The sequence below is a fragment of the Paractinoplanes toevensis genome, assembly GCF_018332695.1.
Taxonomy (GTDB): domain Bacteria; phylum Actinomycetota; class Actinomycetes; order Mycobacteriales; family Micromonosporaceae; genus Actinoplanes; species Actinoplanes toevensis.
On the sequence record NZ_BOQN01000087.1, the window covers coordinates 76,322 to 88,589 of the forward strand.

Here is a 12,268-nt window from a genome sequence, read left to right on the forward strand (position 1 = left end):
AGATCGGTCGCACCTGCCGCCGGATGGGGTTTCGCGGCCGCTATCGTCGACAGGTTGCCGTGCGGACGGGAGGGCCTGTCATGGACCACCAGCGGTGGATGAGCCACGCGGTCGCGCTGGCGCACCGGTCACCCCGGTCGGCCACCGCGTTCGCGGTCGGCGCGGTCCTGGTCGACGAGCGCGGCACCGAGATCTCCGCCGGCTGGTCGCGCGACATCGACCCGCTCGTGCACGCCGAGGAGTCGGCCCTGCTCAAAGCGGCCGGCGACCCGCGGCTGGCGACGGCGACGCTGTACAGCACGCTCGAGCCGTGCTCGAAACGCGCCCACCGGCCGGACGCCACCTGCGCCGCCCTGATCCTCGCCGCCCGGATTCCCCGGGTGGTGATCGCCTGGCGGGAACCGGACGTGTTCGTCACCTGCGAGGGCGTGGCGCTGCTGATCGCCGGCGGCGTCGAGATCCTGGAGGTGCCGGAGTTCGCGGCGGCCGCCCGGGCGGTCAACGCGCACCTGCCGGGTGTCTGATTTCGGGGGCCGAATCCGATTGTGGGAGACTCCCCGGCTGTGGGTGACTTCGATCTCGTGCCCGCCGCCGGCGGCGAGTGGCACGGGCTGCTCTTCGACAACCAGACGGTCGGCCTGGAACCGTCGCTGACCTGGAATTTCCGCATCCCGTGCGAGCCGGTCGAGGACGGCCAGGCCGCGCTGAGCGTGGAGTGGCTGCCGATACCGGCGCCGGGCTGGCGGTCGATGGCGGGCGCCGCCGCGACCAGCGGTTCGTTCGCCGAGCCGGCCGAGGCCAGCGTCTACCATGGCCTGCACCACCGCTACGACCGGATCGACCTGCGGATCACCGAGCAGGACGGCCCGCGGATCCGGGTGGCGGTGACGATCGCCGGCGACATCGACAACCTCGGCCCGGCCGAGCTCACCGTCGACGCGTGGCTGACGTTCACCGGCATCCTGGTGCAGCTGGGCGGGGTCGCCACGGCGGACGCCGCGCTGTCCCGGCTGGCCGAGTTCACCGCCGTCGACGGCCTGGCCGAGGTGCCGGACCCGCGCGGGATCGCGTTCCGCTTCGCCCCGCATTAGGGTCGTCGGATGGCTGACGACGTCGTGGTTCTGCCCGGCCGGATGGGTGGCACGCTCTCGCCTCTGCCGCTCTACACCGGCGACGTCGCCGAGTCCCGCGGTGGCACCGTGCACCGGCACGACTGGGTGAGCACCCCGCCGGCCTTCCCGGGCATCCTCGAGCCGGCCACCGTCGATTGGGTGCGCGCCGAGGTGACGCCCCTGCTCGACAAGCTCGGCGGCCGTCCCCTGCTGATCGGCAAGTCCCTGGGCACGAACGCGGCGGCGCTGGCCGCCGAACGCGACCTGCCGGCGATCTGGCTGACCCCGCTGCTCAACCTGCCGCACGTGGTGGCCGCTCTGGGCCGGGCCACCGCCCCGTTCCTGCTGATCGGCGGCACCGCCGACCAGTACTGGGACGGCGAGGCGGCCCGTCGCCTGACCCCGCACGTCTTCGAGGTTCCCGACGGCGACCACGGCCTGTACGTCCCGGGCCCGGTAACGGCGTCGATCGCGGTCCTGTCCCAGGTGGTAGGGGCAGCCACCGAGTTCTTCGACGAGATCAGCTGGCCCACCGGCCCGACCCGTTAGGGCGGGTCAGGCCGGCGCGTGTTTGGCGATGTGGACCGCGAACGGGTCCAATCCGGCTTCCGCACGCCGCTGATCCATCCGCTCCGGGTCTTCGCAGGGCCACGGGACGGGGGAGCCGTTGACGATGCCGGCGATCTGCGTGCCGTGGATCTGCGGGCGGGCCAGCCGTGCTCGGCGATGATTTCGGTGAGGCGATCGCCGTTGCGGACGGTGACTTTTCGATGTGCCAGTTGGGCGGTGAAGTCGCCGCTGTGCGCGCCGGGTTGCAGCCGCCGGTCTTCGTCGGTCATGTCGATCATTTCCTGCGCGATTGCGTCGTCGGCCATGCCCGGCGCGCTAGAGGAAGTGGGGATCCCCGCCAATCCGCCCGGAGCGTCGCATAGATAAACATCGATTGGAAATACCTGGTGAGGCGGTCGGCTATCCCCGGCCCAGCTGACCCGACCTTCGGCCGAGTGCCGGCCTGTTCCGGTGTGTCTGCGGACCGATGCGCGGCTCGCGCGGCGGCCCATAGAGTCGCCGCCATGCGTGAGGATCGTCTGGGTTCGAGGTTCGTGGTCGGGTTGCTGTCGGTCGCCGGCGCGGCGCTGGTGGCGGCGTTCGTGCTCGCGCCGGCCGCGCTGCTGGGGAGTGAGGCCGACCTCTCCGGTGCCGTCCGGCGCGCCCTGGTGCAGTTCCGGCAGAGCGGCCGGCCGCAGCTTCCCGCCCGGCTGGAGAACCTGGTCGACTACTGGTTCGAGTGGCATGCGATCAAGGTGGTGATCACCTCGTTCATGCTGGTGACCTTCGGCCTTCTCACCGCCGCGCTGTGGCGCAGATATCGGCACGGCGCGGCCGGGTACGCGGTGGCCGCCGCCGGCGCGAGCGTGCTCACGGGCCTCGCGGCGGCCCTGCTGATCCTCAACATTCAGGCGACGGCCGTGCCGCTGGTCGCGTTACTGCCGCTGGCGTCCGGCGACGCGGCGGAGAAGCTGCTGGGGCCGGCCGGCTCTCCCGCGCTGACGGTGCTGGTGGGCGAGGTCGAGCGTTACTACTGGGTCCTGGCCGGGGTGGCCGGCCCGGCACTGGCCGTCGCCGTCCTGATCAGCGTGCTGTTGTGGAGGCGACGGGTGACCGACGACGCCCGGGTCCTCGTAGCGCGGCGGGCGACCAGCGTCGTCGCGGGGATCAGCGCGAGCGTGCTGCTTCTGGTGGTGGCGTTCAGCATTTTCTCGGCTCTCGAGCCCGCCGATGCGCTGCGCGGGCTCCTCGGCGTGAGCTGAGACCGTGGCGGTCTAGAGGTACCAGTCGAGGCCGTGCCAGCGCAGCGTCGAGGCCATCGCCAGGTCGGGGGCGCCGTCGGGTGGCCAGTCGCCGGTGACGGCCAGGCCGGCGACCGCGGCGGTGCGGCCCGGGTCGGGTTCGATGCCGGTCAGGGTGGCGGTGACGCCGGCCGGGGTGAGCACGGTGGCGGCGCCCAGCGGTGCGATCGGGCGGCCCGCCCGTACGGCGGCGGTGTCGGTGGCCTCGTCGAAGCGGCGCCGCGCGGTCAGGTCGACCGGGCCGGCCAGCATGCGGGCCAGGGCGCTCGTGAGGTGCCGGTCGGCGGGCAGCAGGCCGGCCAGGCCGGGGGCGGCGGGGTGGCCGTCGGTGTGGTCGAAGGTGGCGATCCATTCCAGGCCGGTGGTCTGGGTGCGGGCCGGTGAGGTGGTGGCGGCCCACACGGCGGCGCGGAAGATGCCGTTGGCCAGCCGGCCGGCCGGGTCGTCGACCAGTCGTTCCAGGGCGTACGCGGCGATCAGGGCCAGGTCGCGGTCGACCTCGACGCTGCCGGCGCCGCGTTCGACGCGGTATTCGAGTTTCCCGTCGTCGGCCACCACCAGCAGGAAGGTGTCGGCGTAGCCGGCGGTGCGGATCTCGCCGAGCAGGCAGGCGGCGGGGGCGGCGGGGTCGTCGCCGAGGATGCCACAGGCGATGTCGTCGCGCAGCCAGCGATGGTGGGTGTCATCGGGCAGGACAGAGGCGGGCAGGACGGTGGTGGGTGGTTGCTGCGACGGCCGGTAACTGGCGTATTCACGGAAGCGCATGGCCGCATGGTGGCATCGGGCCCCGCCGGGAAATCGCACCGGGAGTCCGACGGGTATTTCGGTGTCGCGATCGGCGGCGCGCCCGGATACTGGCCGCCGAGGCTACCGAAGAGGGTGAGACGTTATGAGCCGGACGATCCGGGTCACGGTGCGGGGCAGGTTCGCGGGGCTGAGCGAGTCGGCGCTGGCGGAGCTGGTCGCCGGGCAGGCCGAGCACGACTTCCTGCACACCGAGTACACCGCCGAGGGTCATCTGACCTACGACCTGCCGGCCCGCCCGTTCTTCACGTTCCGGTTCGCCGACGAGGTCGACGAGGAGTCCGAGATCCCGCGGGCCACCGCCCGCGCCGAGGCCAAGGCGGCCGCGTGGATGGCCGGCCGGGGCTATCCGGTGAAGGATCTGAGTTCGCAGGCCGTCGACATGTCGACGGTGCCGCTGGGCAAGCGGGGCCGCCGCGAGGCGGACAAATCGCTTGCCCGCCAACCGAAGCTCTGATGAGCTGACCCGAGTCCTGTCACCGAGCGGTAAGGAAACCGAGATGCGCGCTGCGTTCATGTCCACCCAGGAAGGTTTCCGGCTCACCGTGAGGGACATGACGCTTGCAAACGCTCAATCTCGGAATTCTGGCGCACGTCGACGCCGGTAAGACCAGCCTCACCGAGCGGCTGTTGTTCGCCGCCGGTGTCATCGACGAACTGGGCAGTGTCGACGACGGCAGCACCCGCACCGACACGCTCGAGTTGGAACGCCGCCGCGGCATCACCATCAAGTCCGCGGTGGTGTCGTTCCCGCTGCGCGGCCGCACGGTCAATCTGATCGACACGCCGGGGCACCCGGATTTCATCGCCGAGGTGGAACGGGTCCTCGGCGTGCTCGACGGCGCCGTCCTGGTGGTCTCCGCGGTCGAGGGGGTGCAGGCGCAGACCGTCGTGCTCGCCCGCACCCTGCACCGGCTGCGCATCCCCACCCTGATCTTCGTCAACAAGATCGATCGGGGCGGGGCCCGCGAGGACGGTGTGCTGGACGAGATCGCGGCCCGGATCAGCCCGGCGATCGTGCCGATGAGCCGGGTCGACGCGATCGGCACGAAGGGTGCGGCCGTCCGGCCGCACCGGGACTGGCTGCGGCTGGCCGACCACGACGACGACGTGCTGACCGCTCTGGTCGAGGAGCGGACGCCGGTCCTGCGCGTGCACGACCGGGTCCATCCGGTGTTCTTCGGGTCGGCGATCACCGGCGCCGGGATCGAGCACGTGATCGACGGCATCACCACCCTGCTGCCGGCCGCCCGCGGCGAGAAGGAACCGAGCGGCACGGTGTTCAAGGTCGACCGTGGCCCGGCCGGAGAGAAGATCGCCTACCTGCGCATGTTCGGCGGCACGCTGCGGGTGCGCGACACGGTCGGCGCGGACCGGGTGACCGGCGTGCAGGTGTTCGCCGACGGCACGACCCGGCCGGCCGGCGAGATCCGGGCGGGTCAGATCGGCACGGTCCGCGGCCTTACCAGGATCAAGATCGGGGACCCCATCGGCGTACGGCCGGAAGCCGCGCGCCAGGCGCAATTCGCGCCGCCCAGCCTGGAAACCGCGGTCCTCGCGTCCCGCCGGGCCGACCTGCACGCCGCGCTGGCCGAGTTGGCCGAGCAGGATCCACTGATCAATCTGCGCCAGGACGACGAGCGACGGGAGGTGTACGTGTCGCTCTACGGTGAGGTGCAGAAGGAGGTCATCCAGGCGACCCTGGCCGAGCGGTACGGCCTCGCGGTGACCTTCCGCGAGACCACCACGCTGCACATCGAGCGTCCGGTGGGCACGGGGGAGGCGGTGGAGTTCAACAAGACCGGCGCCAACCCGTTTTTGGCGACGGTCGGCCTGCGGGTCGCGCCGGCATCGCGGCCGGGTGTCGATTTCGGTCTGGCGGTGGAGCCGGGCTCGATGCCGGCCGCGTTCTTCGCGGCGGTCGAGCAGACCGTGCGGGAGACCCTGCGGCAGGGGTTGCACGGCTGGCCGGTGCCGGACTGCCGGGTCACCATGACCCATTCCGGGTATTCGGCGCGGCAGTCGCACGCGCACGCGGTGTTCGACAAGAGCATGTCGTCGACGGCCGGGGATTTCCGCAACGTGACACCGCTGGTGGTGATGGCGGCGCTGCGGCGGGCGGGCACGGTGGTGCTCGAGCCGATCCACGCGTTCCGGGCCGAGGTGCCGGTCGACTGCGTGCCGGCGGTGCTGCCGCTGCTGGCCCGGCTGCGGGCGATCCCCCTGGCCACCGGCCCGGCCGGGATCGACGGGCAGATCCCGGCGGCGATGGTCGACCAGCTGCGTCGCAAGCTGCCGGGGCTGACCCGCGGCGAGGGCATTCTGGACAGCGCGTTCGACCACTACGCGCCGGTGCGCGGGCCGGCGCCGTCCCGGCCGCGCACCGGCGCGGATCCGCTCGACCGTAAGGAGTATCTGTTGCGCGTGGTGCGCCGCGCCGGGGCCCGGGAGGCGTCATGAGGCTGCACGACGGTGAGCTGGACATCTCCGAGGACCTGGTGCGGCGGCTGGTCGACACCCAGTTCCCGGCCTGGGCCGGGCGGCCGCTGCGGCCGGTGCCGGCGGCCGGCACCGACAACGTCATGTTCCGGCTCGGCGGCGACCTGGTGGTGCGGCTGCCGCGGATGCCGCACAGCGCCGGCAACGTGGCCAAGGAGCAGCGCTGGTTGCCGTACCTGGCGCCGTTGCTGCCGCTCGCGGTCCCGGCGCCGGTCGGCCTCGGCCGGCCCGCGCCGGGCTATCCGCTGCCCTGGTCGATCTACGAGTGGCGACCGGGTGATCACCGCATGGGGGACATGACGGCGGCCGCGGCGGCCCTGGGTGATTTCGTGGCGGCCCTGCAGGCCGTGCCGGTGCCGCCGGACGCGCCGGCCGCCTACCGGGGCGGTTCCTACCGCGGATCGGACGGGTACGTCCGGGAGGTGTTGGGTGATCTCGGCGTGCCGGGTGCGGCGGCACTGTGGGACGCCGGGCTGCAGCTGCCCGGCTGGGACCGGCCGCCGGTGTGGGTGCACAGCGACCTGCTGCCGACGAATGTCCTCTACCGGCACGGCCGCCTCGACGCGGTGATCGACTTCGGGTGTGCCGGGGTCGGCGACCCGGCCTGTGACCTGATGGCGGCGTGGGCGCTGTTCGACCCGGCGGCGCGGCAGGTCTTCCGGGCCCGGCTGACGGTCGACGACGCGACCTGGGAACGCGGCCGGGCGTGGGCGCTGCTGTGCGGCCTGGGCGCCTGGCACTACTACGACACGCTCAAGCCGGAGTTCGCCGCCCTCGGCCGCCGCATCGTCAACCAGACGTTGACGGACCGCCCATCGTCAACCTAGGGTTGACGGCATGACTCAGCAGATCGTCCCGCCCGTCCGTCTCGACGAACTCATTCACGCGATCAATTCCAACCGGCCCGACGACGTCCTGGAGCGGCTGTCCGACGCGGTCATCCTCGGCGACCACCTGGGCGAGCTGGCCGACCATCTGATCGGGCACTTCGTCGACCAGGCCCGCCGGGCGGGGGCGTCCTGGACCGAGATCGGCCGCAGTATGGGTGTCACCAAGCAGGCCGCCCAGAAACGGTTCGTCGCCAAGGGCCAGGACCAGGGCTTCGAGCGGTTCACCACGGCGGCCCGCAGCGCGGTGCTCGCCTCGATGAACATCGCGAAGACCGGCGGGCACCCGGAGATCCACGTCGAGCACCTGCTGCTCGGCGTACTGGAAGACGGCGGCAACCTGGGCAGCCAGGCCCTCGCCGCGCAGGGTCTCGATCTGGACGCCGTGCGCGGTGCGGCGAACGCCGCCCTGCCGGCGGCGGACGGCCCGGCGCCGGACCTCGTGCCGTACGACGCGCGGGCCCGCAAGGCCCTGGAGCTGACGTTCCGGGAGATGACCCGCACCGGCCAGGCGACCGTCGGCACCGGGCACATCCTGCTGGCCCTGATCGAGGAGGAGGAGCCGGAGGGCGGGGTGCTGTCCCGCCTGGAGGTCTTCAAGGCGGCCGTCGACGAGTTCCTGGCCGGCGCCGAGCAGGAATCGATGAACCCCTGACGAATGTCATGCCGGTGAGATGACGCGTGGCCCCCGGTCCGGCAACCCGGCCGGGCCACGATGATGGCATGACCCTCACCGCTTCACCCGGCATCACCGGCCGCGGCACCGCGGACCTGGCCGTCGACCTCGACAGCGTGGTCAAACGGTACGGCCCGGTCACCGCCGTCGACGGCGTCAACCTGCAGATCCGGCCCGGCGAGGTGGTGGCGCTGCTCGGCCCCAACGGGGCCGGCAAGACCACCACGGTCGACATGCTCCTCGGGCTCGCCCAGCCCACCGAGGGCACCGTACGGGTGTACGGGCGCAAGCCGCACGACGCGGTCGCGCTCGGCCTCGTCTCGGCGGTCATGCAGACCGGCGGGCTGCTCAAGGACTACACGGTCGAGGAGACCGTGAAGCTGACCGCGGTGCTGTTCGGCAAACCGGCGTCGTCGGTCGGCGAGGCCCTGGACCGGGCCGGGATCGCCGACATCGGCAAACGCCTGGTCGGCAAGTGCTCGGGCGGGCAGCAGCAGCGGCTGCGGTTCGCGATGGCGTTGCTGCCCGACCCGGAGCTGCTGATCCTCGACGAGCCCACCACCGGCATGGACGTCGGCGGCCGGCACGACTTCTGGCAGGCGATCCGCCGGGACGCGGCCGGCGGCCGCACGGTCATCTTCGCCACCCACTATCTGGAGGAGGCCGACGCGTACGCGGACCGGGTGGTCTTCGTGCGCCGCGGCCAGATCGTCGCGGACGGCACCGCCTCTTCGGTGAAGGCGCTGGCCTCCGGCCGTACCGTGCGGGCGACCCTGCCCGGTGCGGCTTCTTCCGAGCTCGAGTCCATCGCGGGGGTGGACACGGTCGAGATCCGTGGCGACACGGTCTACCTGCACGGGCGCGACACCGACTCGATCGCCCGCTACCTGCTCACGTCGACGCCCGCCCGCGACCTGGAGATCACCTCGCGGAACCTCGAAGAAGCCTTCCTCACCCTGACCGCCGACGACGCGGGGAGCACCCGATGACGACCCTGGCCGCCCGCGACCTGCCCCGCTTCGGGGGCTTCAACCTCGGCATGATCCGGCTGGAGTTGCGGCGGATGATGCGCAACCGCCGCACCGTCGTGTTCACCCTGATCATGCCGGCGGTGTTCTTCCTGCTGTTCGGCACCAACGCGAGCAACCGCACCGAACGGATCGGCGGCGGCAACGTCACCGGCTACATCCTGGTCAGCATGGCCGTCTACGGCGCGATGCTGGCCACCACGAGCGGCGGCGCGATGGTCAGCATCGAACGGGCCGCCGGATGGAGCCGGCAGCTGCGCCTGACCCCCCTCAAGCCGGTCGCCTACATCGCCGTGAAACTCGTCCTCGCGATGATCATCGGGTTCGTGTCGGTGGCGGTGGCCCTCGCGGTGGGGTCGGTGTCGGGGGCGGAGCTGCCGGCGCACGCCTGGGTCCTGTGCGGCCTGCTGGCCTGGGTGTGCGCCCTGGTGTTCGCGGCCTTCGGCCTGTTCATGGGTTACCTGCTGCCCAGTGAGAACGTCATGCAGATCCTCGGCCCGGTGCTGGCGGTGCTGTCGTTCGCCGGTGGCCTGTTCGCCCCGGTCGACACGTTCGGCCACACCTTCGCCACGATCGCCAAGTTCACCCCGGTCTACGGGGTCGGCGAGATCGCCCGCTACCCGCTCGTGCACGACGGCACCCTGTGGGTCGCGGTCCTGAACGTGGTCGTCTGGACGGCCCTGTTCTCCCTGGGCGCGATGTGGCGATTCCGCCGCGACACCGCCCGCGTCTAGCCTCATGAGCATGCCCCCCTACTCGGGCCGCCAATACGGGTGGATCTTCGCCTCGATCTGGCTGTTCTACCTCGGTGACTCGCTCAACGCGCTGCTCAAGCAGCCCGACCTGCTGTGGCGCACGATCGGCGTGATCGCCCTGGTCGCCTTCGCCGGCTGCTATCTGTTCATGGTGCGGCTCGCCAGCCGCATGCGGCACGCGACGTCGGCCCTGCCCCGGAGTTTCACCATCCGGGCGGGGCTCGGCATCGCCGCCATGCTCGCCCTGTTCGGCCTGCAGATCCCCGGCGCCGGCGCCCACGCGCTGACCTGCCTGGTGTACATCGCCGCGTTCGGCATGGTCAGCCTCTCGCTGCGGGCCGCCGTGCCGCTGGCGGTCCTGCTCACCGTGCTGGCCGAGGTGCTGCCGGCGGTGGTGCCCGGCTGGGACGACAACGGCTACGGCCTGGCGGTGCTGCTCGGCTCGGCCGCCACCTGGGGGATCCGGCTGGCCGCGATCCGGCAGTACCGCCTGACCGACGCCCAGCAGGAGATCGCCGACCTGGCGGTGCAGAACGAGCGGGCCCGCATCGCCGCCGACCTGCACGACATCCTCGGCCACTCGCTGACCGTCGTCACCGTCAAGGCCGAACTCGCCCAGCGGCTGCTCGACGTCGACCTCGACCGGGCCCGCCGCGAGCTCGCCGACCTGGAGTCCCTGGCCCGCGACGCCCTCGCCGACGTGCGGTCGACCGCCATGGGAGTGCGCGGCATCTCCCTGCCCGGGGAGATCGCCGCCGCCCGTGAGGCCCTCGCGGCCGCTAACGTCGAAGCCGTGCTCCCCGGTGCCGCCGACGAGATCCCCAGCCGCAACCGCGAGTTGTTCGCCTGGACGATCCGCGAGGCCGTCACCAACATCGTCCGGCACAGCCGGGCCCGGCACGCCACCGTGCACCTGAGCGCGTCCGCCGTCGAGATCCTCGACGACGGCACCGGCGGATCGGTCGCCTCCGCCGACGGCCAGGGCCTGATCGGCCTGCGCCGGCGGGCCGAGGCGCTGGGCGCGAAACTCACTGTCGGTCGCCGCGAAGACCACCAAGGCTTCCGGGTACGCGTGGAGGTCCCGTCATGATCAAACTGTTGCTGGCCGACGACCAGGCCCTCGTCCGCGGAGCGATGGCGGCCCTGCTCGACATGGAGGCCGACCTCAAGGTCGTCGCCGAGGTCGGCCGGGGTGACGAGGTGCTGGCCGCCGCCCGCGATCACGACATCGACGTGGCCCTGCTGGACGTGGAGATGCCCGGCCTCGACGGGGTCGCCGCCGCCCGTGAGCTGCACCGGGCGTTACCGGCGGTGAAGGTGTTGATGGTGACCACCTTCGGGCGAGCCGGCTACCTGCGGCAGGCGATGGCCGCCGGGGCCAGCGGCTTCATCGTCAAGGACACCCCGGCCCGGCAACTCGCCGACGCCGTCCGCCGCGTACACGAAGGGCTCCGGGTTGTTGATCCGGAACTCGCCGCCCAGTCCCTGGCGCAGGGCGAGTCGCCGCTGACCGACCGGGAGAGCGACGTGCTGCGCGCCGCCCAGGACGGCGGAACGGTCGCCGACATAGCCCGTGAACTGCGCCTTTCCGAGGGAACCGTGCGCAACCACCTGTCCAGCGCGATCGGTAAGACCGGGGCCCGCACCCGGGCCGAAGCGGTCCGGCTCGCGCTGGACAACGGCTGGCTGCTGACTTGAGATAAATTTCTGAGCGCTACCGGTTCGCAACCGAGAGTGACCGTTTTCTGCACCCGGCGCACCGAAAAGTTCACCCCGCAGCCAACAACGGGGGGAACCGAACATGAGCGCCGCGACGAAGACCGTTACCCGCGAGCAGGAAACGCTGATCCGCGAGAACATGGCACTGGTCGGCCACATGGTCCGCGAGATGCTGTTCAAGGTTCCGCCGCACGTGCACCGCGACGACCTCGCCTCGGCCGGTTACACCGCCCTGGTGACCGCGGCCAAGGCGTTCGACACCGAGCGCGGCATCCCGTTCGGCAAGTTCGCCGCCATGCGGGTGCGCGGCGCCCTGCTCGACGAGCTGCGCGGTATGGACTGGGCGACCCGCTCGGTGCGCGCCCGCGCCCGCCGCGCCGACGTGGCCCGCCAGGAACTCACCGTCCAGCTGGGCCGCACCCCGACCCCGGCCGAGCTCGCCGAGCTGCTCGGCGTCGCGGTCGGTGAGCTCGCCAACGTCGACGACGACGTGCAGCGCGCCGCCGTGCTGTCCCTGCAGGGCTTCGCCACCGGCTCCGACGACATGGTCACCGAGACCTCCCTGAACCCGGAGGAGATGCTGCTGCACCGCGAGCGCATCGGCTACCTGCACGACGCCGTCGCCGTGCTGCCGGAGCGGCTGCGGTTCGTCGTCGAGGCCTCCTTCCTGCAGGAGCGCCCGCTGTCCGAGGTCTCCGCCGAGCTGGGCGTCACCGAGTCGCGGGTCTCGCAGCTGCGCACCGAGGCCCTGGCCCTGCTCAAGGACGGCCTGGTCACCCACATGGAGCAGAAGGAGACCGCCGCGCCCAAGGACGGCTGCGTCGCCCGCCGCCGCGCCGTCTACGCCGCGCAGATCGCCGCCCGCAGCACCATCGCGTCCCGGCTGTCGGCCACCGACGCCCACGGGGAGCGCCTGATCGCCGCGTGAACCGGCGCCT

15 protein-coding genes are annotated in these 12,268 nt (G+C 72.0%); 13 read left to right on the top strand and 2 right to left on the bottom strand.

Going from position 1 to position 12,268, the window contains the following annotated elements; all coding sequences use genetic code 11:
- Nucleotides 1-80 precede the first annotated feature (80 nt).
- From Ato02nite_RS33285 to Ato02nite_RS33295, 3 genes are read left to right on the top strand one after another with little or no spacing between them, the layout of a single operon-like run.
- Nucleotides 81-524, top strand: coding sequence for a deaminase (locus Ato02nite_RS33285; protein WP_213010638.1), 444 nt, complete (start codon nt 81-83; stop codon nt 522-524).
- Between the two features lie 39 nt (nt 525-563).
- On the top strand, nt 564-1,091 hold the full coding sequence (locus tag Ato02nite_RS33290) for a hypothetical protein (protein ID WP_213010639.1): 528 nt from the start codon (nt 564-566) through the stop codon (nt 1,089-1,091).
- Nucleotides 1,092-1,100: 9 nt separating this feature from the next.
- Nucleotides 1,101-1,661 (top strand): alpha/beta hydrolase, encoded by a 561-nt coding sequence (locus Ato02nite_RS33295; protein ID WP_213010640.1) that lies wholly within the window; start codon nt 1,101-1,103, stop codon nt 1,659-1,661.
- Here the strand turns inward: Ato02nite_RS33295 and Ato02nite_RS33300 are convergent.
- On the bottom strand, nt 1,658-1,987 hold the full coding sequence (locus Ato02nite_RS33300; protein ID WP_213010641.1) for a hypothetical protein: 330 nt from the start codon (nt 1,985-1,987) through the stop codon (nt 1,658-1,660). The genes Ato02nite_RS33295 and Ato02nite_RS33300 overlap by 4 nt on opposite strands.
- A gap of 198 nt (nt 1,988-2,185) precedes the next feature.
- Here Ato02nite_RS33300 and Ato02nite_RS33305 point away from each other — a divergent pair, with 198 nt between their 5' ends.
- On the top strand, nt 2,186-2,923 hold the full coding sequence (locus Ato02nite_RS33305; RefSeq protein ID WP_246607736.1) for a hypothetical protein: 738 nt from the start codon (nt 2,186-2,188) through the stop codon (nt 2,921-2,923).
- A 12-nt stretch (nt 2,924-2,935) separates the two neighbouring features.
- Here Ato02nite_RS33305 and Ato02nite_RS33310 read toward each other — a convergent pair whose 3' ends face one another.
- Nucleotides 2,936-3,727 (bottom strand): hypothetical protein, encoded by a 792-nt coding sequence (locus tag Ato02nite_RS33310; protein WP_213010642.1) that lies wholly within the window; start codon nt 3,725-3,727, stop codon nt 2,936-2,938.
- A gap of 124 nt (nt 3,728-3,851) precedes the next feature.
- Between Ato02nite_RS33310 and Ato02nite_RS33315 the strand changes: the two genes are divergently transcribed.
- The 9 genes from Ato02nite_RS33315 to Ato02nite_RS33355 all read left to right on the top strand — a co-directional run bounded on the left by Ato02nite_RS33315 (nt 3,852) and on the right by Ato02nite_RS33355 (nt 12,258).
- Entirely contained in the window at nt 3,852-4,223 is a 372-nt protein-coding gene (locus Ato02nite_RS33315) for a DUF6204 family protein (protein ID WP_213010643.1), read from the top strand.
- Between the two features lie 104 nt (nt 4,224-4,327).
- Nucleotides 4,328-6,226 (top strand): elongation factor G, encoded by a 1,899-nt coding sequence (locus tag Ato02nite_RS33320; protein ID WP_213010644.1) that lies wholly within the window; start codon nt 4,328-4,330, stop codon nt 6,224-6,226.
- Nucleotides 6,223-7,092, top strand: coding sequence for an aminoglycoside phosphotransferase family protein (locus tag Ato02nite_RS33325; protein WP_213010645.1), 870 nt, complete (start codon nt 6,223-6,225; stop codon nt 7,090-7,092). Before Ato02nite_RS33320 ends, Ato02nite_RS33325 begins: the two co-directional genes overlap by 4 nt.
- A 10-nt stretch (nt 7,093-7,102) precedes the next feature.
- Nucleotides 7,103-7,807 carry a Clp protease N-terminal domain-containing protein gene (locus Ato02nite_RS33330; protein WP_213010646.1) on the top strand — a complete coding sequence of 235 codons (705 nt, stop codon included), beginning with the start codon at nt 7,103-7,105 and terminating at the stop codon, nt 7,805-7,807.
- Nucleotides 7,808-7,875: 68 nt separating this feature from the next.
- Nucleotides 7,876-8,817 (top strand): ABC transporter ATP-binding protein, encoded by a 942-nt coding sequence (locus Ato02nite_RS33335; RefSeq protein ID WP_213010647.1) that lies wholly within the window; start codon nt 7,876-7,878, stop codon nt 8,815-8,817.
- A complete protein-coding gene (locus Ato02nite_RS33340; RefSeq protein WP_213010648.1) occupies nt 8,814-9,590 on the top strand; it encodes an ABC transporter permease in 777 nt (258 codons plus the stop codon). Before Ato02nite_RS33335 ends, Ato02nite_RS33340 begins: the two co-directional genes overlap by 4 nt.
- 10 nt (nt 9,591-9,600) lie before the next feature.
- A complete protein-coding gene (locus Ato02nite_RS33345; protein WP_213010649.1) occupies nt 9,601-10,701 on the top strand; it encodes a sensor histidine kinase in 1,101 nt (366 codons plus the stop codon).
- A complete protein-coding gene (locus Ato02nite_RS33350; RefSeq protein WP_213010650.1) occupies nt 10,698-11,309 on the top strand; it encodes a response regulator transcription factor in 612 nt (203 codons plus the stop codon). Before Ato02nite_RS33345 ends, Ato02nite_RS33350 begins: the two co-directional genes overlap by 4 nt.
- Nucleotides 11,310-11,412: 103 nt before the next feature.
- On the top strand, nt 11,413-12,258 hold the full coding sequence (locus Ato02nite_RS33355; protein ID WP_213010651.1) for a sigma-70 family RNA polymerase sigma factor: 846 nt from the start codon (nt 11,413-11,415) through the stop codon (nt 12,256-12,258).
- Nucleotides 12,259-12,268: the final 10 nt, after the last annotated feature.

Coding starts and splice junctions, on each gene's coding strand:
- Ato02nite_RS33340 (WP_213010648.1), top strand. CDS start 8,814: ATGACGACCCTGGCCGCCCGCGACCTGCCCCGCTTCGGGGGCTTCAAC.
- Ato02nite_RS33330 (WP_213010646.1), top strand. CDS start 7,103: ATGACTCAGCAGATCGTCCCGCCCGTCCGTCTCGACGAACTCATTCAC.
- Ato02nite_RS33305 (WP_246607736.1), top strand. CDS start 2,186: ATGCGTGAGGATCGTCTGGGTTCGAGGTTCGTGGTCGGGTTGCTGTCG.
- Ato02nite_RS33355 (WP_213010651.1), top strand. CDS start 11,413: ATGAGCGCCGCGACGAAGACCGTTACCCGCGAGCAGGAAACGCTGATC.
- Ato02nite_RS33335 (WP_213010647.1), top strand. CDS start 7,876: ATGACCCTCACCGCTTCACCCGGCATCACCGGCCGCGGCACCGCGGAC.
- Ato02nite_RS33350 (WP_213010650.1), top strand. CDS start 10,698: ATGATCAAACTGTTGCTGGCCGACGACCAGGCCCTCGTCCGCGGAGCG.
- Ato02nite_RS33345 (WP_213010649.1), top strand. CDS start 9,601: ATGCCCCCCTACTCGGGCCGCCAATACGGGTGGATCTTCGCCTCGATC.
- Ato02nite_RS33310 (WP_213010642.1), bottom strand. CDS start 3,727: ATGCGCTTCCGTGAATACGCCAGTTACCGGCCGTCGCAGCAACCACCC.
- Ato02nite_RS33295 (WP_213010640.1), top strand. CDS start 1,101: ATGGCTGACGACGTCGTGGTTCTGCCCGGCCGGATGGGTGGCACGCTC.
- Ato02nite_RS33315 (WP_213010643.1), top strand. CDS start 3,852: ATGAGCCGGACGATCCGGGTCACGGTGCGGGGCAGGTTCGCGGGGCTG.
- Ato02nite_RS33285 (WP_213010638.1), top strand. CDS start 81: ATGGACCACCAGCGGTGGATGAGCCACGCGGTCGCGCTGGCGCACCGG.
- Ato02nite_RS33300 (WP_213010641.1), bottom strand. CDS start 1,987: ATGGCCGACGACGCAATCGCGCAGGAAATGATCGACATGACCGACGAA.
- Ato02nite_RS33325 (WP_213010645.1), top strand. CDS start 6,223: ATGAGGCTGCACGACGGTGAGCTGGACATCTCCGAGGACCTGGTGCGG.